General features: G+C 68.7%; 26 protein-coding genes and 1 riboswitch. Of the genes, 12 read left to right on the top strand and 14 right to left on the bottom strand.

Annotated features, from left to right (window positions below):
- From AWB94_RS04440 to AWB94_RS04425, 4 genes are all read right to left on the bottom strand, one after another.
- On the bottom strand, window positions 1–506 hold a 506-nt coding region (locus AWB94_RS04440; protein ID WP_165605346.1), incomplete at its 3' end, for a transglycosylase family protein.
- 9 nt (window positions 507–515) lie between these two features.
- Window positions 516–694: riboswitch (cyclic di-AMP (ydaO/yuaA leader) on the bottom strand.
- A 247-nt stretch (window positions 695–941) separates the two neighbouring features.
- Window positions 942–1,196 carry a MoaD/ThiS family protein gene (locus AWB94_RS04435; protein WP_062657551.1) on the bottom strand — a complete coding sequence of 85 codons (255 nt, stop codon included), beginning with the start codon at window positions 1,194–1,196 and terminating at the stop codon, window positions 942–944.
- A 1-nt stretch (window position 1,197) separates the two neighbouring features.
- Window positions 1,198–2,247: a GTP 3',8-cyclase MoaA gene (gene moaA / locus AWB94_RS04430; protein WP_062657550.1), complete on the bottom strand. Its 1,050-nt coding sequence runs from the start codon at window positions 2,245–2,247 to the stop codon at window positions 1,198–1,200.
- Window positions 2,244–2,636 (bottom strand): YccF domain-containing protein, encoded by a 393-nt coding sequence (locus tag AWB94_RS04425; RefSeq protein ID WP_062657549.1) that lies wholly within the window; start codon window positions 2,634–2,636, stop codon window positions 2,244–2,246. The genes moaA and AWB94_RS04425 overlap by 4 nt, the downstream gene beginning before the upstream one ends.
- Window positions 2,637–2,753: 117 nt before the next feature.
- Here AWB94_RS04425 and AWB94_RS04420 point away from each other — a divergent pair, with 117 nt between their 5' ends.
- A complete protein-coding gene (locus AWB94_RS04420) occupies window positions 2,754–3,164 on the top strand; it encodes a cold-shock protein (protein WP_062657548.1) in 411 nt (136 codons plus the stop codon).
- 95 nt (window positions 3,165–3,259) lie between these two features.
- On the top strand, window positions 3,260–4,246 hold the full coding sequence (locus AWB94_RS04415; protein WP_062657547.1) for a glutathione S-transferase family protein: 987 nt from the start codon (window positions 3,260–3,262) through the stop codon (window positions 4,244–4,246).
- A gap of 1 nt (window position 4,247) precedes the next feature.
- On the opposite strand, the gene AWB94_RS04410 is transcribed toward AWB94_RS04415, so the two are convergent.
- Window positions 4,248–4,736 carry a DUF2771 domain-containing protein gene (locus tag AWB94_RS04410; protein ID WP_062657546.1) on the bottom strand — a complete coding sequence of 163 codons (489 nt, stop codon included), beginning with the start codon at window positions 4,734–4,736 and terminating at the stop codon, window positions 4,248–4,250.
- Window positions 4,733–6,307, bottom strand: coding sequence for an MFS transporter (locus AWB94_RS04405; RefSeq protein ID WP_084395236.1), 1,575 nt, complete (start codon window positions 6,305–6,307; stop codon window positions 4,733–4,735). The genes AWB94_RS04410 and AWB94_RS04405 overlap by 4 nt, the downstream gene beginning before the upstream one ends.
- Window positions 6,308–6,457: 150 nt before the next feature.
- Between AWB94_RS04405 and AWB94_RS04400 the strand changes: the two genes are divergently transcribed.
- Window positions 6,458–7,318 (top strand): DUF3027 domain-containing protein, encoded by an 861-nt coding sequence (locus AWB94_RS04400; protein WP_062657544.1) that lies wholly within the window; start codon window positions 6,458–6,460, stop codon window positions 7,316–7,318.
- Here the strand turns inward: AWB94_RS04400 and AWB94_RS04395 are convergent.
- Window positions 7,315–7,779 (bottom strand): SRPBCC family protein, encoded by a 465-nt coding sequence (locus AWB94_RS04395; RefSeq protein ID WP_062657543.1) that lies wholly within the window; start codon window positions 7,777–7,779, stop codon window positions 7,315–7,317. The two genes, AWB94_RS04400 and AWB94_RS04395, sit on opposite strands and share 4 nt — an antisense overlap.
- Window positions 7,780–7,788: 9 nt before the next feature.
- On the bottom strand, window positions 7,789–8,052 hold the full coding sequence (locus AWB94_RS04390; RefSeq protein WP_062657542.1) for a DUF2530 domain-containing protein: 264 nt from the start codon (window positions 8,050–8,052) through the stop codon (window positions 7,789–7,791).
- Between the two features lie 57 nt (window positions 8,053–8,109).
- Between AWB94_RS04390 and AWB94_RS04385 the strand changes: the two genes are divergently transcribed.
- The 3 genes from AWB94_RS04385 to AWB94_RS04375 all read left to right on the top strand — a co-directional run bounded on the left by AWB94_RS04385 (window position 8,110) and on the right by AWB94_RS04375 (window position 9,649).
- Entirely contained in the window at window positions 8,110–8,547 is a 438-nt protein-coding gene (locus AWB94_RS04385) for an Rv0880 family HTH-type transcriptional regulator (protein ID WP_062657541.1), read from the top strand.
- 104 nt (window positions 8,548–8,651) lie between these two features.
- Window positions 8,652–9,356, top strand: a complete 705-nt coding sequence (locus AWB94_RS04380; RefSeq protein WP_234811621.1) for a TrmH family RNA methyltransferase — start codon at window positions 8,652–8,654, stop codon at window positions 9,354–9,356.
- A complete protein-coding gene (locus AWB94_RS04375) occupies window positions 9,356–9,649 on the top strand; it encodes a DUF2537 domain-containing protein (RefSeq protein WP_062657540.1) in 294 nt (97 codons plus the stop codon). Before AWB94_RS04380 ends, AWB94_RS04375 begins: the two co-directional genes overlap by 1 nt.
- A gap of 87 nt (window positions 9,650–9,736) precedes the next feature.
- Here the strand turns inward: AWB94_RS04375 and sepH are convergent, their stop codons facing one another.
- From sepH to AWB94_RS36045, 4 genes are all read right to left on the bottom strand, one after another.
- The gene (sepH, locus tag AWB94_RS04370) at window positions 9,737–10,573 is read right to left on the bottom strand and encodes a septation protein SepH (protein WP_062657539.1); all 837 of its coding nucleotides are present in this window, start codon (window positions 10,571–10,573) and stop codon (window positions 9,737–9,739) included.
- A gap of 76 nt (window positions 10,574–10,649) precedes the next feature.
- Complete coding sequence (serC, locus tag AWB94_RS04365) at window positions 10,650–11,756, bottom strand: phosphoserine transaminase (protein WP_062657557.1); 1,107 nt, start codon at window positions 11,754–11,756, stop codon at window positions 10,650–10,652.
- 49 nt (window positions 11,757–11,805) lie between these two features.
- Entirely contained in the window at window positions 11,806–12,759 is a 954-nt protein-coding gene (locus AWB94_RS04360) for an SPFH domain-containing protein (protein ID WP_062657538.1), read from the bottom strand.
- A gap of 43 nt (window positions 12,760–12,802) precedes the next feature.
- Complete coding sequence (locus AWB94_RS36045) at window positions 12,803–12,937, bottom strand: hypothetical protein (RefSeq protein ID WP_264021029.1); 135 nt, start codon at window positions 12,935–12,937, stop codon at window positions 12,803–12,805.
- 154 nt (window positions 12,938–13,091) lie between these two features.
- On the opposite strand from AWB94_RS36045, the gene AWB94_RS04355 reads away from it, so the two are divergent.
- Together AWB94_RS04355 and AWB94_RS04350 are read left to right on the top strand one after the other, a co-directional pair.
- Window positions 13,092–14,108, top strand: a complete 1,017-nt coding sequence (locus AWB94_RS04355; RefSeq protein WP_084395234.1) for an AurF N-oxygenase family protein — start codon at window positions 13,092–13,094, stop codon at window positions 14,106–14,108.
- 17 nt (window positions 14,109–14,125) lie between these two features.
- Complete coding sequence (locus AWB94_RS04350) at window positions 14,126–15,808, top strand: FAD-dependent oxidoreductase (RefSeq protein WP_062657536.1); 1,683 nt, start codon at window positions 14,126–14,128, stop codon at window positions 15,806–15,808.
- 11 nt (window positions 15,809–15,819) lie between these two features.
- Here AWB94_RS04350 and AWB94_RS04345 read toward each other — a convergent pair whose 3' ends face one another.
- Window positions 15,820–16,269 (bottom strand): VOC family protein, encoded by a 450-nt coding sequence (locus AWB94_RS04345; RefSeq protein WP_062657556.1) that lies wholly within the window; start codon window positions 16,267–16,269, stop codon window positions 15,820–15,822.
- 165 nt (window positions 16,270–16,434) lie between these two features.
- Between AWB94_RS04345 and AWB94_RS04340 the strand changes: the two genes are divergently transcribed.
- Window positions 16,435–17,850, top strand: a complete 1,416-nt coding sequence (locus AWB94_RS04340; RefSeq protein WP_064961323.1) for a cytochrome P450 — start codon at window positions 16,435–16,437, stop codon at window positions 17,848–17,850.
- 10 nt (window positions 17,851–17,860) lie between these two features.
- Here AWB94_RS04340 and AWB94_RS04335 read toward each other — a convergent pair whose 3' ends face one another.
- Entirely contained in the window at window positions 17,861–18,976 is a 1,116-nt protein-coding gene (locus AWB94_RS04335; RefSeq protein ID WP_062657535.1) for a citrate synthase 2, read from the bottom strand.
- 103 nt (window positions 18,977–19,079) lie between these two features.
- On the opposite strand from AWB94_RS04335, the gene pdxH reads away from it, so the two are divergent.
- The 3 genes from pdxH to AWB94_RS04320 all read left to right on the top strand — a co-directional run bounded on the left by pdxH (window position 19,080) and on the right by AWB94_RS04320 (window position 21,812).
- Complete coding sequence (pdxH, locus tag AWB94_RS04330) at window positions 19,080–19,742, top strand: pyridoxamine 5'-phosphate oxidase (protein WP_062657534.1); 663 nt, start codon at window positions 19,080–19,082, stop codon at window positions 19,740–19,742.
- 112 nt (window positions 19,743–19,854) lie between these two features.
- Window positions 19,855–21,138: an MFS transporter gene (locus AWB94_RS04325; protein WP_062657533.1), complete on the top strand. Its 1,284-nt coding sequence runs from the start codon at window positions 19,855–19,857 to the stop codon at window positions 21,136–21,138.
- Between the two features lie 20 nt (window positions 21,139–21,158).
- Window positions 21,159–21,812, top strand: coding sequence for a TetR/AcrR family transcriptional regulator (locus AWB94_RS04320; protein WP_062657532.1), 654 nt, complete (start codon window positions 21,159–21,161; stop codon window positions 21,810–21,812).
- Window positions 21,813–21,859: the final 47 nt, after the last annotated feature.

Raw genomic sequence — 21,859 nt, 5'->3', positions numbered from 1 at the left:
GCCTCGGGCAGTGGGGCGGCGAGCGCGTCGAAGGGGGCCGGCTCGGGAGCGGGCGGCGGCGGCAGCTCACCGTTGACCGCGGGGTTGTCGATCGGGTTGTCCAGCGCCTGCGGGGCGGGATCGTTCACCACATTGCGCGGGGTGGCGGCGCCGAGGCCGCGGCCGCATACCGGCCACGCGCCCTTACCCTGGCTGGCCAGGACGCGCTCGGCGACGGCGATCTGCTCTTCCTTGGTGGCCAGGTGTGCGGCGGGGGCGTACTCACCGCCGCCATGCGACGACCACGTGCCCGGCGAGAACTGCAGCCCGCCCTGGTACCCGTTGCCGGTGTTGATCGCCCAGTTGCCACCGGATTCACAGCGGGCGACCTGGTCCCACTGGCCGTCGGTGGCGGCGCCGGCCTGACCGGCAAGAGCGAGGCTTCCGCCGCCGAGAACCGCTCCGGTGACGGCGATCTTGGCGACGCTGACTGAGGATGACGTGGGCTTGCGGTGCCGTCCACTCATAGAAAAAAACAGTCCTCTCGTGAACGCCTACGAGGTCAGCTGTCGGGTTCGGGCTGGAGAGGTCGCCCGGCCTGCGTCGTTGCCGACGCCGGCTTCACCCCGAGGGCTCAGACTGCGAGCCCTGGTCTGCTTTCGGCGGACCGGTGGGTCCCCCGCCTCCATCCAAGGTTGTTCGTCGGTGGCAGTGCCCTGGGTGGATGGAGCTCGGCGTACTGGGCACAGCGGGCTATCTGATAGAGGTCAGATGGCTTGGGCAAGACGGTAACTGTTCGGCGCGTATGCGTCACTTCGGCCCGTCTTCGGCGTTTTCACAGGCAGCAAATCTTGTGAGAACTTTAAAGGCGCAGGACGCCCGGGCGTTTCCGCAGGTGTTTGCTGCAGTCAAACCACAGGTGGCCTCATTGTGACCGTTTCGTTATGTGACACAAATCACTGCTACCCGCCGGCGAATGGGGGTAACACATCGACCGTCTGATTTGTTTGGAGCGGTCTGTCGCGGTCGCGCACCGCGACCTCGTCGCACAAGAACGAGCAGCGTGCCAGCACTTTCGCCAGTTCCGGGCCGCGGGCCGACAGATGCCGGACCAGCCCGTCCAACGTCAAGCCTTTTTGCAGGTGCAACATTTCGGTCTCGGTTCCGGCCGCGGCCCGGGCCGCGGCGAAGTACCGCACGGTCACCGTCACGGTCATCTCAGCCGCCGATCGCGCTCATCGGCCGGGCGGGCTGGACGAAGCTCGGGTCGTTGATGCCGTGCCCGGCCGGCTTGGCCCACATCGTGCGGCGCCAGGCGGCCTCGATCTCGCCGTCGTCGGCACCGTCCCGCAGCAGCCCGCGCAGGTCGGTCTCTGCGGTGGAGAACAGGCAGCTGCGGATCTGCCCGTCGGCGGTCAGCCTGGTCCGGTCGCACGCCCCGCAGAACGCCTCGGACACCGACGCGATGATCCCGACGGTGGCCGCGCTGCCGTCCACCCGCCACAGCGCCGCCGGCGCCGAGCCCCGGGGCGCGGGGTCCGGCCGCAGATCGAAGTGCCGGCGCAGGGTGTGCAGCACCGTGTCGGCGCTGACGGCCCGATCCCGGCTCCAGACATGTCCGGCGTCCAGGGGCATTTGCTCGATGATCCGCAGCTGATAGTCGTGCTCCAGGCAGAACCGCAACAGCGGCACCACGTCGTCCAGGCCGGTGCGCGGATCCAGCACCGCATTCACCTTCACCGGCGCCAGGCCGGCGGCCGCCGCCCCGGCCAACCCGGCCAGCACGTCGTCGAGGCGGTCGCGGCGGGTGATCTCGGTGAAATGCGCGCGGTCGACGGTGTCCAGGGAAACGTTGACGCGGTCCAGCCCGGCGCGCTTGAGCCCCGCGGCCCGCGCCGCCAGCCCGATCCCGTTCGTCGTCATGGCGATCGTCGGCCGCGGCGTCAGCGCGGCCGCCGCCGCGATCACCTCTTCCAGATTCCGGGAAACCAGCGGCTCACCGCCGGTGAAGCGGACGTTGGTGATGCCGAGCCGGGTGACGGCGATCCGCAGCAACCGGCTCAGTTCTTCGGCGCTGAGCAGTTGGCTACCCGGCAGCCAGTCCAGCCCCTCGGCCGGCATGCAATAGGTGCAGCGCAGATTGCACCGGTCGGTCAGCGACACCCGCAGGTCGGTCGCAATCCGGCCGTAGGTGTCCAGCAGCGGTCCGCTGGTCGGCATGCCGGGCCGGCTGCCCAGCGTGGGCAGGCCGAGTTCGGTGACGGTCACTCAGGCACCCGCTTCGCGTCGACGGGCACGATCTCTTTGCCCAGCGGCATCAGCGACACCGGGATCATCTTCAGATTGGCCAGCGCCAGCGGGATGCCGATGATGGTGATGGCCATCGCGATGGCGCTCACCACATGTCCGATCGCCAGCCAGATCCCGGCCACGATGAGCCAGATGATGTTGCCGATCAGCGCGCCGGGACGGACCCCGGGCTTGTCGACGACGGTGTAGCCGAACGGCCACAGTGCGTACAGCGCGATGCGCAGCGCGGCGAAGCCGAACGGGATGGTGATGATGAGCACGAAGCAGATCAGGGCCGCGAGGAGATAGCCCAGCGCCAGCCACAGCCCACCGAAGATCAACCAGACGATATTCAGTACCAGTCGCATGTCTCCTCCAGCGGTCGTTACAGACTACCGAGCAACTAGTAAGCTCTTCCACATTGCGTCCTGCGCAGGCGGGACGCATTACTTATGTGATCGATGAGAACGAGCGGGTGAACAGCAGTGCCGACCGGCAAGGTTAAGTGGTACGACGCCGAGAAGGGCTTCGGCTTCCTGTCCCAGGAGGACGGCGAAGACGTCTATGTCCGGTCTTCGGCGCTGCCTTCGGGTGTTGAGGGGCTCAAGGCCGGGCAGAAGGTCGAGTTCGGTCTGGCTGCCGGGCGCCGCGGTCCGCAGGCGCTGAGCGTCAAGCTCATCGACCCGCCGCCGAGCCTGTCCCGGACGCGCCGCGAGGCCGCCGCCGCCGAGCACAAGCACAGCCCCGACGAACTGCACGGCATGATCGGTGACCTCATCACGCTGCTGGAGAACACCATCCAGCCGGAGCTGCGCAAGGGTAAGTATCCCGACCGCAAGGTGGCCCGGCGGGTGTCCGAGGTCGTCAAGGCCGTCGCTCGCGAGCTCGACGCCTGATCCTCGGCCGCGCCGAGACTGCGGTTGTTGGCGCCGATCGGCCGTTCCCGCGCCAGAAAGCGTAGTTTCGGCGCCAGAGTGGGAAGACTGTAGGCATGGCCTACGTGAATCCCCAAGGCGAGTTCAACCGCGACACCAACTACATCACCACCCGGATTACGTCGCGCACGCGAGGAGCAGAACAGGGTGAGGACGGTCGTGACGGCTATCCCGTCGAACCGGGGCGCTACCGGCTGATCGTGGCCAGGGCCTGCCCGTGGGCCAACCGCGCCATCATCGTGCGGCGCCTGCTGGGTCTGGAGGACGCGCTGTCCATCGGCTACTGCGGGCCCGTCCACGACGAGCGCAGCTGGACCTTCGACCTGGACCCGGGCGGGGTGGATCCGGTGCTGAAGATCCCGCGGCTGCAGGATGCCTACTTCAAACGCGACCCGAACTATCCCAAGGGCATCACCGTGCCCGCCATCGTCGACATCCCCACCGGTGCCGTCGTCACCAACGACTTCGCCCAGATCACCCTGGACTTCTCCACCGAATGGGCCGCCTTCCACCGCGAGGGGGCGCCGCAGCTGTACCCCGAACCGCTGCGCGACGAGATCGACGAGGTGGCGCAGCGGATCTACACCGAGATCAACAACGGGGTGTACCGATGTGGATTCGCCGGCACCCAGCAGGCCTATGACGCGGCGTATGACCGGTTGTTCACCGCGCTGGACTGGGTTTCCGAAAGGCTCAGCGGGCAAAGGTATCTGGTGGGTGACACCATCACCGAGGCCGATGTCCGGCTGTTCACCACGCTGGCCCGGTTCGACGCCGTCTACCACGGCCACTTCAAGTGCAACCGGTCCAAACTCTCCGAGATGCCGGTGCTGTGGGCCTATGCCCGTGACCTGTTCCAGACGCCCGGCTTCGGTGACACCATCGATTTCGAACAGATCAAGGCGCACTACTACATCGTGCACAAGGACATCAATCCCACCCGGATCGTCCCGAAGGGACCCGAGCTGTCCGGCTGGCACACCGCACACGGCCGGGAAGCCTTGGGCGGCAGGCCGTTCGGCGACGGCACCCCGCCCCGGTGAGCTAGTTCCAGACCGTGCGCACCGACCACTCGGCGTGCGGCAGCGGGAACTCGTTGCCCTCCTCGTCACGCACCAAGGTCGGCAACTGCACCGCGAACCCGGTCAGCCTGCCGAACCGGGGATCGACGGTGGGGATGGTGACGGCCAGCGTCGTGCCGGGCCGGAACTCCGAGACGACGGGTGTGGGTGCGTCCTCGTAGCCCCGCAGTAGCCACCACGGTGCCCGTGCGATCGCCGACGGCACCGACAGCTGCACGGGGTTGCGCGAGTTCACTGCCAAATCGCCTGTGGTTTCCGGGATTTCGCAGTTGTTCAGATCCAACACCGGGCAGAACCGGTAAGGCCCGACGCGCACCGACGCGCCATGCGAGTAGGCGCTGATCTCCGGGAAGTCGGGGTCGGCGTGCCGGCCGAGCTGCCACACCAGCAGGCCGGTGCCCACCGAGGCAACCAGCGCCACCGCCAGCAGCACCGCGGCGATGCGCTTCATCGGCGCCCCACGGGGGCGGCCAACGGGCCACCCTCGGTCTCGGCGAGCACCGGACGGTTACCGCCGAAGCCGGGTATCAGGGACGCACCGTTGTAGCTCACCAGTGTCTGGGCCAGACCGAGAATCAACACGGCCGTGATCGTAGTGAACCCGACCCACAGCTGCGGATAGATGAGCACGCCGGTGGCCCCGCCGGCCACCCAGGCCAGCTGCAACAGCGACTCGGACCGGCCGAAGGCCGACGCCCGGGACTTCTCCGGCAGGTCATCCTGCAGCGAGGCGTCCAGCGATGCCTTCGCGATGGCGCTGGCGCCGGAGGTGACCAAGGTGGCCAGCGCGGCGACCAACAGGTTGCCGGTGACGGCGGCGGCCAGCGCCATCAACGTCACCGCGATGGCGGCCCGGGTGACCAGCAGGGCGGGCCTGCCGAGTTTGAGCCGGGCGGCGGTGAAGTTGCCGACGAAGTTGCCGATACCGGCCGCGGCACCGATCAGGCCCAGGATGCGCAACTGCTCCCAGCCGCCGTCGCCGTGCGATTTCGCGACGAAGGCCGGGTACAGGAACAGGAAGCCGACCATCGCCTTGATGGTGCAGTTGCCCCACAACGAGGTGATGATGTTGCGGCCCAGCGGTTGGCGCTCCTTGGCCGGGCGGCGCAGCGCCTCGGTCTCACCACCGTGATAGCTCAACGTGGTGGGCACCTCACCGGCGGTCACCTCGACCCACTTCGGGATCCGCATCGACAGCACCGCCCCGGCCACGGTCACCGCGACCAACACATACAGCGCGCCGGGCAGCTTGGCCATGTTGAGCAGGTATTCGGCACCGGCGGCGATCGCCCCGCCGGCCATGGTGCCGCCCAGCAGACTGAACATGGTCAACCGCGAATTCACCCGGACCAGGTCGATCGTGGGCGGCAACACCCGCGGCGTCACGGCACTGCGCAGCACCGAGAAACTCTTGGACAGCACCATCATTCCGAGCGCACAGGGGTAGAGCACCCAGGACGGGTAGCTTCCGGTGGCGCCGTCGTAGTTACCGATCAACACCACGGCCAGCACGGTGCGCAGGGCGAATGACATCGCCAGCGCCACCCGGCGGCCGTGCTGCAGTCGGTCCAGCGCCGGGCCGATCAGCGGCGCGATGATCGCGAACGGCGCGATCGTGATGAGCAGGTACAGGGCCACCTTGCTCTTGCTCTCGCCGGAGGCCGCCGCGAAGAACAAGGTGTTGGCCAACGCCACCGCCATCGCCGCGTCGACCGCCGAGCTGGCCACCACCGGCCAGGTGAGTGCCGTCAGACCCGATTTGTCGGCACCGTCGGCGGTGGCGGCCCGGTGCACCAAGTCGTACATCTTGGTGCCCATCTCGCGGCTGCGCTGGGCGGCGGCGCGAGTGACGGTGACCTTCTCACCGGCCGACGATCCCACCCCGGACCGGGCCCGCGGCGGCGGTTCGGTCCGCGGCCGGGGGGACTCGTCGTCCAGTGGGGGCAGCCATCGGTTGGCGCTCGGTCCGGACGGCGGATGCTTGCGTCGGCCGATATCGCCGTCGGAGGGGTAGTTCGCCATGCCGGGGTGCTCACCGTCGGACGGCGGCCGCGGTGGGTGGTAGCGGGGATCCCGGGAAGGCACAGCTCCGATTGTCCCTTACCGAGACGGCTGCGGCGGGAAGCCCACCGGTGTGGCTCTGGTGGGCATGGTCAGGCAATATTGGACGCGATGGACACAGGAACCGACACGGTCGCCGATCTGACCGAGCAGGCAGAACCGCAGACGCAGCGCTCACCCGAGCTTGAGGCGTTGCTGCTCGGTGCGGTCGAGGCCGCCCGCGCCGCGATCGAGGAGTTCAGCGGAGCCGACGCCGTCGGTGAATATCTGGGTGCGGTGTTCGACGACCCGACCGCCGCCACCCACCGCTTCCTCGCCGTGCTGCCCGGCTATCAGGGCTGGCAGTGGGCGGTGGTGGTGGCCGGTTACCCCGGCGCCGACCACGTGACCATCAGCGAGGTGGTGCTGGTCCCCGGTCCGACGGCGCTGCTGGCGCCGCAGTGGGTGCCGTGGGAAGAGCGGGTGCGTCCCGGCGACCTGAGCCCCGGCGATCTGCTGGCACCGCCGGCCGATGACCCGCGTCTGGTGCCCGGATACCTGGCCAGCGGCGACGACGAGCTGGACGAGGTGGCCGCCGAGATCGGTCTGGGCCGCCGCCAGGTACTGAGCCTGGAGGGCCGGCTGGACGCCGCGCAGCGCTGGCATGACGGCGAGTTCGGTCCCGGCTCGGCGATGGCGCGCGCGACTCGGCGGGTATGCCGGGACTGCGGGTTCTATGTGCCGCTGGCCGGTTCGCTGGGCACGGTCTTCGGTGTGTGCGCCAACGAGATGTCCGCCGATGGCCGGGTGGTCGACGGCGAGTACGGCTGCGGGGCGCATTCGGACACCCCCGCCCCGGCCGGTACCGGCTCGCCGCTGTACGACCCGTACGACGACGGGGTGCTGGAACTCGCGGAGATCCCCGCGGCCGGCGAGGCCCCGGAGGGCGCCCCAGAGACCTCCGAAGGCTCGCCGAGCCCCGTCGGCTCCTAGCGTGTGGCGCTTTCCGCGGCGGTCTTGATCCGCTGGAGCGAGGCGTTCATCCCGGCCAGCAGTTCCTGCTCGAAGCCGGGGACGCCGCCCATGAACTTGTCCACGAGCAGGGTGGGCACGGTCTTGAAGCCCTCGGGTGCTCGGCGGCTCTCGATCACCCTGGTGCCACCACCGTCGAGCGGCTCCAGTTCGTAGCTCCACCGCATGGCGTTGAAATCGACCCGGAAGGCCAGCGAGCGCTGCGGCTCCAGCTCGGTGATGGTGCAGGTGGTCGGCCAGAACATGTTGTTGCGCCGGTTGACGTTGATCGCCTTGGCGCCCACCCGGGTGCGCCCGAGCACCTTCATGGCCCGGCATTGCGGGCTCCACTGTGGCATCCGGCGCAGGTCCGAGATCAGCGCCCACACCTCGGACACCGGTGCATCGATGTCGATCTGTGCTTGCAGTAGTGGCGAACCCATGATGCTCCTTCAGTTGACGAGGCCGCGCTGCGCGCCGCGATCGCCACGCCGGGCGGCGCGTAGCTGCAGCAGGAAGATCGAGGTACCGAGCAGTCCGACACCCAGCCCGGCGAGTGTGATGGGACGCCAGTCGTGCAGGGCCGGGACGGTGAAAGCCAGCACCACCGCGAGCAGCCAGCCGGTCGCGATCGCGATGATGACCGGCACCGGCTCCAGCAGCCGGGCCGGCAGTGCCGGCGGCTCCAGCGGCGTCTCGGCGGCGTCTTCTGACATCGCTTCACAACCTAGCCTCACCACTTCCCGGCTGTCCTCTGGGTATTCTCTTGCCCTGTGACAGACGTCGACTCCAGGTTGTCGAGTGATCTGTCGCTGGCCGTGATCAGGTTGGCCCGGCAGCTGCGGTTCCGCCGGCCTGATTCCCCGGTCTCGTTGTCTCAGCTCTCGGCGCTGGCCACGGTGGCCAAGGAAGGGCCGATGACACCGGGCGCCCTGGCCATCCGCGAACGGGTCCGCCCGCCGTCGATGACGCGGGTGATCGCGTCGCTGGTCGACCTGGGCTTCATCGACCGCACCGCCCATCCCGACGACCGGCGGCAGGTGCTGGTGTCGGTCTCGCCCGCCGGCCTCGACCTGATCGAGGCCGAACGCAAGGCCAGCCGGGAATGGCTGCAGCAGCGGCTGGCCGAACTGACCGCCGAGCAACGCCAGACCTTGCTCGAGGCCGCCGACCTCATGCTGGCCATCGTGGACGAAGGCCCGGCGAACTGACCAACGTCATCGATATCGCGGACGCGGCCGATCCGCGGCTGGACGATTTCCGCGATCTCAACAGTGTCGATCGCCGACCGGACCTGCCCAGCGGCAAAGGGCTGGTGATCGCCGAGGGTGTGCTGGTGGTGCAGCGCATGCTGGCTTCCCGGTTCGCCCCGCGCGCCCTGCTGGGCACCGATCGTCGGTTGAGTGAGCTGGCCGCCGATCTGGCGGGGGTGGACGTGCCGTACTACCGGGCCAGTGCCGAGGTGATGGCCGAGGCCATCGGGTTCCATCTCAATCGCGGTGTGCTGGCCGCCGCCCCGCGCCCGCCCGAGCTGACGGTCGCCGAGGTGCTGGCCGGCGCCCGCACCATCGCGGTGCTCGAAGGCGTCAACGACCACGAGAACCTCGGGTCCATCTTCCGCAACGCCGCCGGGCTCGGCGTCGACGCCGTGCTGTTCGGCACCGGCTGTGCCGACCCCCTGTACCGGCGGGCGGTGCGCGTCTCGATGGGGCATGCCCTGCTGGTGCCGTACGCGTGGGCGCCATCCTGGCCGGGCGATCTGAACACCTTGCGGGACAACGGTTTCCGCGTGCTGGCGATGACCCCGAATCCGGCCGCCGCGACGCTGGCCGAGGCGATGTCGGGATTGGTCGAGCACAAGGTGGCCATCCTGGTGGGAGCCGAGGGGCCGGGCCTGACCGAGCACACCATGCGGGCGGCCGACGTGCGGGTGCGCATCCCGATGGCGCGCGGCACCGACTCGCTGAACGTCGCGACGGCCGCCGCGTTGGCGTTCTACGAGCGGGCTAGGGTGAGCTGATGTCCGGCGACAGCACGCCACCGCGGGGGACGGCCCAACCCTGGGGCACCGGGTTGACCGTCGCCGGGTTCGTCGCGGCGCTGACCGCGGCCGCGATCGTCGTGCTGAGCGTCGGTCTGACGCGGGTGCATCCCCTGCTGGCCATCGGGCTGAACCTGGTGGCCGTCGGTGGGCTCGCCCCCACGGTGTGGGGCTGGCGGACCCGGCCGGTGTGGCGCTGGTTCGTCCTGGGATCCGGGATCGGGGTGGCCATCGGCTGGTTGGCCCTGATCGCCCTGCTGGTCAGCCGGTGAGTCCGCGCCGGCCTCGTTGACTCGGCGCCCAGGGCGCTCCGCACTCGGACTTTGTCGCCCTCACCGCCAAGTCAAGCGGTCATCCGCTCATCGCTGCGTGCCGGAGCGCACGCCCAGCAGCACGTCCTCCCAGGCCGGCACCGTGGCGCGGGCCTTGCGACTGCGGGCGGGCTTGGGCGCCGGCTCGGCGGCCTTCGGCTCGGGTTCTTCGGCCTTGGCGACGGTCTGAGCGACGGGAGCCGGTGCCGGCTCGGGTGTCACCGTCGGGGCGGGAGCCGGGGCCGGAGCGGGCTCGAAATCCAGCTGCGCCACCGGCGCCACCGGCCGCAGCGGGCGGGTGAAGTTCGGATCGATCAGCTCGGCCGCCCGCTCATCGAACGCCGTCACCGTGCCGCCGTGCGAACCGGGAGTGAACCGGAAATGCGCCTGCAGGTCCGACCGTCCGGCCTTCCACGACAGCTGCACCGTCCACCGGCCGTCCTCGTTGCGCCAGGCGTCCCATGTCGTGGAATCGGGATCCAGCCCACGCGAGATCATCGCCGACGTCACGGTCTCCAGCAGCGTCAGTACCGCGGGGCCGTCGGCCAGGATCGGGTGCGCGGCGGTGGCCAGCTCCGCGGCACGGGCCCGCTCCAGCAGCACGGGACTGGCGAACCGCCGCACCCGGTCGATATCGGCGCCGGTGATCGATGCGACCTGCTCGACCGATGCGCCCGCACGGATGCGGGACTGAATTTCCTTGGGACGCAACGTTGTCGGTACCTCGACCTCGATCTCGGTTTGGTTGGAAGCGGCCTTGTCACCACGCACGGCGGCGCGCAACCGGTTGTCCACCCGGATGACGAATTTTTCGCCGGCGTCCGCCGCTTCGCAGATCAGCCGCTTGCCGTCCACGTCCAGCCCGACGACCTTGAGTTCGCGCATACTGACCTCCTGCGGGGCACCCTACAGCGTTATCCGGCCGTTACCGGGCTGACACGCAGACCGGAGGGAGTCGCACTCAGATTCGCTCGACGACCCAGTCGATGCAGGCGGTCAGGGCGCTGATGTCATCGGGTTCGACGGCCGGGAACATCGCCACCCGCAACTGGTTGCGGCCCAGCTTGCGGTACGGCTCGGTGTCGACGATCCCGTTGGCGCGCAATGTTGCGGCGACAGCGCTTGCATCTACGTCATCATTGAAATCGACGGTGCCGACCACCTGCGAACGCAACGCCGGATCGGCCACGAACGGTGTCGCGAACGATGCCGCCTCGGCCCACGAGTACAGCCGCTGCGACGAGTCGGCGGTGCGCTTGACGGCCCAATCCAACCCACCGTTGCCGTTCAGCCAGTCCAGCTGCTCGACCAGCAGGATCAGCGTGCCGATGGCCGGGGTGTTGTAGGTCTGGTTCTTCAGGCTGTTCTCGACCGCGATGGGCAGCGACAGGAAGTCGGGCACCCAGCGGCCGCCGGCCGCGATCGCCTCGATCCGGGCCAACGCGGCCGGCGACAGCACCGCGATCCACAGGCCGCCGTCGCCGGCGAAGTTCTTCTGCGGCGCAAAGTAGTAGGCATCGGCGTCGCGGATGTCGACGGGCAACCCGCCGGCCGCCGAGGTGGCGTCGATGAGCACCAGGGCGTCACCGGCCGGCCGCTGCACCGGCACCGCGACCCCGGTCGAGGTCTCGTTGTGCGCCCACGCGACGACGTCGACCGACGGGTCCGAGGTCGGTTCCGGCGCACTGCCGGCGTCGGCCTTGACGACGATCGGATCGCCGACGAACGGGTTCTTGGCGACGCAGGAGGCGAACTTGGAGCTGAACTCGCCGTAGGTCAGATGCAGCGAGCGCTTGTCCACCAGCCCGAACGCGGCGGCATCCCAGAACGCCGTCGAGCCGCCGTTGCCCAGGATGACCTCGTATCCGTCGGGCAGCGTGAACAGCTGGCGCAGCCCGTCGCGTACCCGGCCGACGAGGTTCTTCACCGGGGCCTGGCGATGGGAGGTGCCGAACAGGTCACCGGCCGAGGCGAGCGCCTGCAGCTGCTCGGGGCGCACCTTCGACGGCCCACACCCGAAGCGTCCGTCGTGCGGCTTGATATCGGCGGGGATCGTCAGCTCTGCCATGGCGTTCAGATTATCGGCCCGCGCCACCGGTTAAGACGGCCGGTGTGGGTCAGGGCGCCTGGGGCACCACATAGGTGGGTTGGAACGGATTCTGGCCGTTCTCGATCGCGATGGCCCGCAGGTAGGCGTCCACGTCGGGATAGCCGGCGATCTCGGCCTGTTTCTGCAACGCACGCTGGCGGGCCAGTTCGGTCTGGGCCTGCGCGGCCGCCTTGTCCGCCTCGGCCTTCGCCTTGGCCGCGTTGGCGTCGGCGACGCCCTTGGCCTCGGCGGCCCGGGCATCGGCGATGGCCTTCTGTTCGGCGATGATGGCCTCCTTGAGGCCGTCGTCGACCGGGTCCGGTTTCATCACCGTCACCTGGAAGTTGGTGAAGAACTCGCGCCCGTCGGTGCGGGCCCGGGAGGCGCTGGGCAGCGCGTCCCGCAGCGCGTTCTGGAATTCGATGCGGACCTTCTCGTCGTTCCAGATCTCGCGCCAGGTGTACTTCTGGGCGACGCTGATGAGCACCTGTTCGGCGGGTTGGCCGACGACGTAGCGCAGCAGGTTCTTCCAGCCCTCGGTGACCAGACCCTCGTCGTCCAGCCAGCCCTGATATTTGGTGCCGAAGTCGCGGTGGAAGTCCATCAGCATGCCGCAGTCGGTGGTCAGGTCGAAGGTGATGACCACCGGCACGCGCAGTTCGGCGGGGGCGGTGGCGTTGGACACCACGATGGTGGGTTCGGCCTCGGAGTCGGGGCTGCCGGTGGCATCCCAGCTGATCTGTCGGGACGGGTAGCGGTAGGCCTTGAAGCCGCCGGGCGGATTGAACTCGGAGGTCTCCGGGTTGATGCAGCCCTCGACCTTGGGATCGGTGGGAATCAGGGCGTAGTCGTCCACCTTGACCGCTGTTTGCCCGGGGCCGATCTGGGTGGCGCAGCTGGACAGGACCGTTCCCGAGATCAGGACTCCGATCACCAGCACGGCGCCGATCCCCACAACCTTGACCTTGCGATTGATGGCCATTCCGCATCCTTAGGTCCGAGCTGTGAGACAGCTGGGAGTGTAGCTATCCGGGGCGGATCCGCGCGTCATCTGCGGTGATCGTCATCGAGATGACGCCGATGTCGATTGCTGGACGGCGGGTCACGCGCTGCGGCGCGGTGGCCGCAGGTGGCGTACCGTCGAGGGTGTCCAGCAACATCGCACGGCCGCGATTTTTGGGCCCTGAACAGGTGGTTCTGGTGAGTTGGGCCGTCGGCGGAAACGGGTATCCGAGGGTGTGGACATTTACTCGATACCTGCGGTACCGTCTAGACAAGAGGCCGTTCGTTGTAAACCTCGTGGAGGGGATTCAAGTGGCTAGGACGAAGATGATCCGGCGTTGGCGCAAGAACATGGACGTCAGCGACGATCCTCAGTACGTGGAGATGTTGACCACCCTGTCCGAGGGGTCGGTGCGACGCAACTTCAATCCGTACCAGGACATCGATTGGGACTCCCCGGAATTCGCCGTCGTGCCGAACGACGACCGCTGGATCCTGCCGGAGACCGACCCGATCGGTAACCACCCGTGGTACCGCTCGCAGTCCCGCGAACGCCAGATCGAGATCGGTATGTGGCGGCAGGCCAACGTCGCGAAGGTCGGCCTGCATTTCGAGAACATCCTGATCCGCGGCTTGATGGAGTACTCGTTCTGGGTGCCCAACGGCTCCCCGGAATACCGGTACTGCCTGCACGAGGCGGTCGAGGAGTGCAACCACACCCTGATGTTCCAGGAGATGGTGAACCGCATCGGTAAGGACGTGCCCGGTATGCCGCGCCTGCTCAAATGGCTGCAGCCCGTGATTCCGTTGGTGGCCGGTCCGCTGCCCATCCCGTTCTTCTTCGGTGTGCTCGCCGGCGAGGAGCCCATCGATCACACGCAGAAGAACGTGCTGCGCGAAGGCAAGGAACTGCACCCGATCATGGAGCGGGTGATGGCGATCCACGTTGCCGAGGAGGCTCGGCACATCTCGTTCGCCCACCAGTATCTGCACAAGCGTGTTCCGAATCTGCGCTGGCGCCAACGCTTCATGCTGTCGCTGTTCGTGCCGCTGACCATGCGGGTTCTGTGCTCGGCGATCATCGTGCCGCCGCGCGCGTTCTGGAAGGAATTCGACATCCCGCGCTCGGTGCGCAAGGAACTGTTCTTCCGGGCGCCGGCGTCGCGGCAGACGCTGCGCAACATGTTCTCCGATGTCCGGATGCTGTGCTACGACACGGGTTTGATGAACCCGTTGGCCAAGCTGATGTGGAAGATCTGCAAGATCGACGGTCCGCCCAGCCGTTACCGCAGCGAGCCGCAGCGCGAGCATCTGGTGGCCGTGGCCTGACGTAAACGACATACGCCATGCCCCATGTGATCACCCAATCGTGTTGCAGCGACGGGTCTTGCGTCTACGCATGCCCGGTGAACTGCATCCACCCGTCACCGGATGAGCCCGGCTTCGCCACCGCCGAGATGCTCTACATCGATCCCGATGCGTGTGTGGACTGCGGCGCTTGCGTCAGCGCGTGCCCGGTCGGCGCCATCGCGCCCGATTCCCGGCTGACCGAGAACCAGTTGCCGTTCATCGAGCTCAACGCCGCGTTCTATCCCAAGCGCGCGGGCAAGTTGCCGCCCACGTCGAAGCTGGCGCCGGTACTGGAAGCGCCGAAGGTGCACCCGCGTGGCGACGGGCCGCTGCGGGTGGCGATCGTGGGGTCCGGCCCGGCGGCGATGTACGCGGCCGACGAGTTGCTCACCCAGCGAGGCGTCCGGGTGAACGTGTTCGAGAAGCTACCCACGCCGTACGGCCTGGTCCGCGCCGGTGTCGCGCCGGACCACCAGAGCACCAAGCGGGTCACCCGTCTGTTCGACCGGATGGCCCAGCAGTCGGGTTTCACCTTCTTCCTGAACGTCGAAATCGGTAAGCACCTGACCCACGCCGATCTGCTCGAGCATCACCATGCCGTGTTGTACGCGGTTGGGGCGCCCAACGATCGCCGTCTCGATATCGACGGCATGGGCCTGACCGGCACCGCCACCGCGACCGAGGTGGTGGCCTGGTTCAACGGGCACCCCGATTACGTCGGCCTGCCCGTCGACCTCAGCCACGAACGGGTGGTCATCGTCGGTAACGGCAACGTCGCACTGGATGTCGCCCGCGTGCTGACCACCGACCCGGATGCCTTGGCGCGCACCGATATCGCCGACCACGCCCTGGCTGCCCTGCGACAGTCCAAGGTTCAGGAAGTGGTGATCGCCGCCCGGCGCGGACCCGCCCAGTCGGCGTTCACGCTGCCGGAGCTGATCGGCTTGACCTCGACCTGCGATGTGGTGCTGGACGCGGCCGACCACGATCTGGTGATCCGCGACCTCGCCACCGAGACCGACCCGCTGACCCGCAACAAGCTGGAGATCCTGTCCAAGCTCGATGCGGCCGAAGCCGATTCGACGCCGATCACCCGCCCGCGGATCCGGCTTGCCTACCGGCTCACGCCGCAGCGGGTGCTGGGACAGGGAACTGTGACCGGAATTCAGTTCGGGATCACCGGAACCGGCGAGACCCGCACTATCGACGCCGGCATGGTGCTGACGTCGATCGGATACCGCGGCAAGGCCATCGCCGATCTGCCGTTCGACGACGCCGCGGCCGTGGTGCCCAACGCCGGCGGCCGGGTGCTCGACGGGGACGTGCCGGTGCGCGGTGCCTATGTGGCCGGCTGGATCAAGCGCGGCCCGACCGGTTTCATCGGCACCAACAAGTCGTGTGCCGCCGAGACGGTGCACAACCTGGTGGAGGACTACAACCGTGGACGGCTCGGCGACCCGGTCCACAAGCCGGCGGCGCTGGACAAGCTGGTCCGAAGCCGTCAGCCCGCGGTCGTGGACGCGGCGGGCTTAAAGGCCATCGACGCCGCGGAGATCGCGCGTGGTGGCGAGGATCGTCCGCGGGTCAAGTTCACCGGCATCGACGAGATGCTGGCGGCCGCCGCGACGGCGCCCAAACCGACGGTCGGACAGCGACTGATGGCGGGCCTGCGGCGCTGACCGGCCGGCGCCTACTGCGCCTGCATCGCCTGGGCGATCTCCTCGGGGCTGACCTCACGCACCGGCTGGCCCAACGACCACTGGTGGCCGAACGGGTCCCTCACCATGCCGTACCGGTCGCCCCAGAACTGATCCTCCAGCGGCATCACGACCTCCGCGCCCGCCTCGACGGCCTTGGCGAACTTGGCCTCGACATCGGTGACGGTCAGGTGGATGGTGACCGGGGAGCCGCCCAGCGCTTTCGGATTCTGCGCCTTGCCGTCGTTGTACTCCGGGAAATCGTCGTTGAGCATCACGGTCGAGCCGTTGATGGTGAGCGCGGCGTGCACCAGACGGCCGTCCGGACCGGGCACCCGGCCCAGCTCGGTAGCGCCGAACGCGCGGGCGTAGAAATCGATGGCGGCGGCTGCGTCGTCGACGACGAGGTGCGGGGTCACGGCGGGAACGACTTCGATGGCCATGGGTTTCTCCTCCATGAGATGGCGGGCGGACGATGATACTGACCGGCCGCAACCGCGGATCTCATCGCGGACCGGTGCCATGAAACCACCGCGCACCGACAAGCAAACAAAGACAGGTAGTCCACTACGCTAGGGCTGCTCGGCAGACGGCAAGAAGCTGCTCATATGAGCAACGACACTGTCGAGCAGCTGCCGTTGGCGCCGCTCAATCCGCTGCCGTATCGCGAGCAGCTGCGTGCCCTGCGCAGCTTCCACACCGGCTTCGAGCTGCTACGCGACGCCGGCGGTCCGGTGACACGACTCAAGCTCGGACCGCGGTGGCTTACCGAAGAGGTCGTGGTCGTCACCTCGCCGCGCGGTGGCCGCGACATGCTCGGCCGCAGCGACCAGTACCTGGAGAAGACGTTCATGCATCGCGAGATGCAGCACGTGCTCGGCGCCAACCTGTTCGACATGATGCACGACGAGTGGTTGCCGCGCCGGCGCGCGGTGCAGCCCCTGTTCACCAAGAAACATGTACAGACGTTCGCCGGCGATATGGCCCAGGCCGCGCAGGACGTGGTGGACGGCTGGGCCGAGGGGGCGCGCGTCGACCTGGACACCGAATGCCGCCGGTTGACCATGCGAGCCCTCGGCCGCTCCGTGCTCGGCGTCGACCTGGACCGCCGGGCGGAGTCCATCGACGAACCGCTGCGCACCGTGCTCACCTATATCGCCGATCGCGCGACCTCGCCGGTCCGGTTGCCCCGTTGGGTGCCGACCCCGGGGCGCAGCCGGGCCAGGGCGGCGGCCGCGACCTTGCGGACCCTCGCCGATGATGTGCTGCGCGCCTGCCGCGCGGATCCCGATCTGGACGCACCCCTGGTGCGGGCCTTGATGGCGGCCCGGGACCCGGAGACGGGGGAGGGGCTGACCGACGCCCAGATCCGCGACGAGCTCATCGTGTTCATCGCCGCGGGGCACGACACGACGGCCACCGCACTGACCTACGCGCTGTGGCAGCTGGGCCGGTACCCGGAGATGCAGGAGAATGTCCGGGCCGAGGCCGCCGAACTCGGCGACCGCCCGCTCGGGCCCGACGATCTCGACCGGCTCGAGTACACCGGGCAGGTGCTGCGGGAGGCGCTGCGGCTGTGCCCGCCCGCCCCCGGCGTGTCCCGGGTGGCGGTGCAGGATCTCGAGGTCGACGGTCACCGGATCAAGGCGGGCACCCTGTTGTTGTTCGGAACCTATGCGGTGCAACGGGATCCGACGCTGTGGGAATGGCCGCAGGTCTTCGATCCGCAGCGGTTCCGGCCGGAGGCGTTGAAGTCCATGGACCGCTGGCAGTACCTGCCGTTCGGCGCCGGGCCGCGGTCCTGCATCGGCGATCACTTCGCCATGTTGGAGGCCACCCTGGCCCTGGCCACCATCGTGCGGAACACCGAGATACGCTCCGCCGAAGACGATTTCCCCATGGCGACGCCGTTCACCATGGTGGCCGGTGCGCCCATCTGGGCCAGGGTGTCCTGGCAGCGCGGCATCGTCAGGGGTGGTGGCGGTGTCGGGCTGTGCTTGGGTAACCGAGAAATTTGTGGGTAGCGCGGCGCGGTCAGGCGGTGTGGACGCGGTCCCAGCCCGGCACCGATTCCGGTGACCGCGGATCGGGGCCGACGTAGATCGCGGCCGGACGCACCAGCTTGCCGAGGTGCTTCTGCTCCAGGATGTGTGCACACCAGCCCGCGGTACGCCCGCAGGTGAACATGGCGGGCATCATCCGGCTGGGCACCTGCGCGAAGTCCAGGATGACCGCCGCCCAGAACTCCACGTTGGTCTCGATGGCGCGGTCGGGCCGGCGCTCACGCAGTTCGGCCAGTGCGGCCTGCTCCAGCGCCGAGGCCACCTCGAAGCGCGGCGCACCCAGGCGTTGCGCCGTCGCCCTCAGCACCCGCGCCCGCGGATCTTCGGCGCGGTACACCCGGTGCCCGAAGCCCATCAGCTTCTCGTTGCGATCCAAGATGCCGCGGACCACCGCCCGGGCGTCGCCGGTCCGCTCGGCCTCCTCGATCATCGGCAGCACCCGGGCCGGCGCGCCACCGTGCAGCGGCCCGCTCATCGCACCCACCGCGCCCGACAGCGACGCGGCCACGTCGGCGCCGGTGGAGGCGATCACCCGGGCGGTGAACGTCGACGCGTTCATGCCGTGTTCGGCGGCGGTCACCCAGTACGCGTCGATCGCCTCGACGTGCCGGGGATCGGGGTCGCCCTGCCACCGGGTCATGAATCGTGCTGTGACGGTGGGGCATTCGTCGATGGTGCGCTGCGACACCGCGGGCCGGCCGATACCGCGGGCGGACTGCGCGACATACGACAGCGCCATCACCGAGGCGCGCGCGAGCTGCTCGCGGGCGGTCTGGTCGTCGATGTCCAACAGCGGGGCGTATCCCCAGATCGGGGCGAGCATGGCCAGCCCGGCCTGCACGTCCACTCGCACATCGCCGGAGTGGATGGGCAGCGGGAACGGTTCGGCCGGGGCGAGGCCGTGCCCGAACTCGCCGTCGACCAGCAGGCCCCACACGTCGCCGAAGGTGACACGCCTGGCCACCAGATCTTCGATGTCGACGCCGCGGTAGCGCAGCGCCCCGCCGTCTTTGTCCGGCTCGGCGATTTCGGTGGTGAAGGCGACGACGCCCTCCAGCCCGGCAACGAAGTTTTCCGGAACGGTCATGCGCGAATTGTCGCACCCGGGCCGGGACCGGCCACATGCCGGTGACCGTCGGCTGGCGTAGCGTTATCGCGTGAGCAGCACGGGTGATCAGGATCTTGCCAGGATGCGGGTCGAGTACGGATCCGTCGAGAAGGATGGCAGCCCGGACCTGGACGCCGACTGGCTCGGCCCCGACCCCTCGACCGGCTGGCTGACCCTCCTGCGCAGCTGGATCGCCGACGCCTGGGCGGCCGGGGTGCCCGAGGCCAATGCCATGGTGGTGGCCACCGTCGACGACCGGGGAAGGCCCGTCACAAGGACGGTGTTGTGCAAAAGCGTGGATGAATCCGGGATCAGCTTCTACACCAATTACGACTCTGCCAAGGGTGAGCAGCTGGCCGCGACCCCGTACGCGTCGGCCACGTTCCCCTGGTACGGCCTGGGACGACAGGTGCATGTCCGGGGCCCGGTGACCAAAGTGTCCGCCGAGGCCACCGCCGACTACTGGAGCAAGCGGCCGCGCGGTTCTCAGCTCGGGGCGTGGGCGTCGCACCAGTCCCAGCCCATCGCGAGCCGGCGCGCACTGCTCGATCAGCTCGACGAGGTGACGGCCCGGTTCGCCGATCAGGAGGTGGTGCCGGTACCGCCACACTGGGGCGGGTACTTGATCGCGCCCGAGGTCCTCGAGTTCTGGCAGGGCCGGGAGAACCGGGTGCACAACAGGATTCGGGTGACCGCCGGAGCCGCTCCGGCGGCGACATTCACTGTCGAGCGGTTGCAGCCGTGACCGTCGCTTCGCCCGCCCTGGTGACATTCCCCGTCGCTTCGCTCGCCCTGGTGACATTCCCCGTCGCTTCGCTCGCCCTGGTGACATTCCCCGTCGCTTCGCTCGCCCTGCTGTGAGAAAGCTGTTCGCCGACACCACACCGCTGAAGACCCCGGACTTTCGGCGGTTGTGGCTGGCCGGCATCGTCACCGTCATCGGCGGGAACCTGACCATCTTCGCGGTTCCCGTCCAGCTCTACGCCCTCACCGAGAGCTCCGCGTACGTAGGGTTGGCCGGCCTGTTCGCCCTCGTCCCGCTGATCGTCTTCGGTCTGTGGGGCGGCGCCTTGGCCGACGCCATGGACCGGCGGCTGCTGCTGATCATCACCGCCGTCGGGCTCGCCGTGGCGTCGGTGCTGCTGTGGCTGCAGGCCGCGCTCGCCCTGAACAACGTCTGGGTGGTGCTGTGCCTGCTGTCGGTGCAGCAGGTGTTCTACGCCGTCAACTCGCCCACCCGGGCGGCCGCTATCCCGCGCATGCTGCCGGCCGAGCAGCTGCCCGCGGCCAACTCGCTGAACATGACGGTCATGCAGTTCGGCGCCATCGTCGGGCCGCTGCTGGCGGGGGTGCTGCTGCATTTCGTCGACCTGTCGACGCTGTACCTGATCGACGCCATCACCTGCATTACCCCGATCTGGGCGACGGTGCGGCTGGCGAAGATGCCGCCGACCGGCGCCGGCGACGGGGCGAGCAAGTTCGGGTTCCGCGCCGTGCTCGAGGGGTTCCGCTACCTGGCCGGCAACCAGGTGGTGCTGCTGTCGTTCGTCGTCGACCTGATCGCGATGATCTTCGGCATGCCGCGGGCGCTGTTCCCGCAGATGGCCCACGAGAGCTTCGGCGGGCCGGTCGAGGGCGGCACCACCATGGCGCTGCTGTCGGCGGCCATGTCGGTCGGCGCGGTCGCCGGTGGGGTGTTCTCCGGCTGGCTGCCCAGGATCCGCCGGCAAGGCCTGACGGTGGTGATGGCCATCGTGGTGTGGGGTGTGGCGATGCTCGGGTTCGGGCTGGCCGCCGGAGCCGCGCACGGCACGGCCGGGCTGATGCTGTGGCTGGCGCTGGGCTTCCTGGCGCTCGGCGGCGCGGCGGACATGGTGTCGGCGGCGTTCCGGTCGACCATCTTGCAAGAGGCGGCCTCCGACGACCTGCGCGGTCGGTTGCAGGGAGTGTTCACGGTGGTGGTGGCCGGCGGCCCGCGGATCGCGGACGTGGCCCACGGCGCGGCCGCCGCCGCTGTCGGGACGACGGTCGCTGCGGCAGGCGGCGGTCTGTTGGTGGTGATCGGCGTGGTGCTGGCCGCGTTGGCGGGGCCGGCATTCGTGCGTTATCGGGTCCGGGCGTATAGCCAAGATGAGCGGTGACCGAGAGTTACCATCCAGTAATGGCTGATGCCGCGGGGGCTGCCGATCTCGGCCTGCGTGAACGCAAGAAACAACGAACCCGCGCGACACTTGTCGACGCCGCGCTCGAGCTGTGCTTGCGCCAGGGCTACGAGCACACCACAGTCGAACAGATCGCTGCGCAGGCCGAGGTGTCTGCGCGCACCTTCAGCCGGTATTTTGCGACGAAGGAGGCCGTCTTCCTCACCCTCATCGAGGATCTCGCCGACGAGATCGCCGATGAGATCACCCGGCTGCCACCGCATCTGGGCCCGGTGGAGGCCCTGCGCTCCGCGCACGTCGAGGTGCTCACCCGCGTGGACGGCCAGACCGTCGGCCGGCTCACCAAGGACCGCATCGTGCTGATGTTGCGCATCATCAACGGTTCGGACGCCTTGCGCCACGGCGCCTTCGAGTTCCGCCACCCCAGAGTGCTTGCCCTGCTTGCCGATCGCATGGGCGTGCCGATCGACGATCGCCGGCTGTGCCTGGGGGTGTCGATGTTCTCGTCGATCATGGTGGCCGCCTGCGGCGACCTGGTCGCCGATACCGCCGATGCCCGGCTGGGCCCGCTGCTGATGGTGCAGCGGCTCAACGAGGCCTGTACCCACGCGGCCGAGTTCGTGGCCGGCCTCGACATGGCAGCGCATGTCTGATCGCACCGGTTCCGGACCTCCGGCCGGTACTGGTCGATCGAGTCGGC

Origin of the sequence: Mycolicibacterium canariasense (genome assembly GCF_002101555.1) — a bacterium.
GTDB lineage: Bacteria > Actinomycetota > Actinomycetes > Mycobacteriales > Mycobacteriaceae > Mycobacterium > Mycobacterium canariasense.
This window is presented reverse-complemented; position numbering and strand designations above follow the sequence as displayed.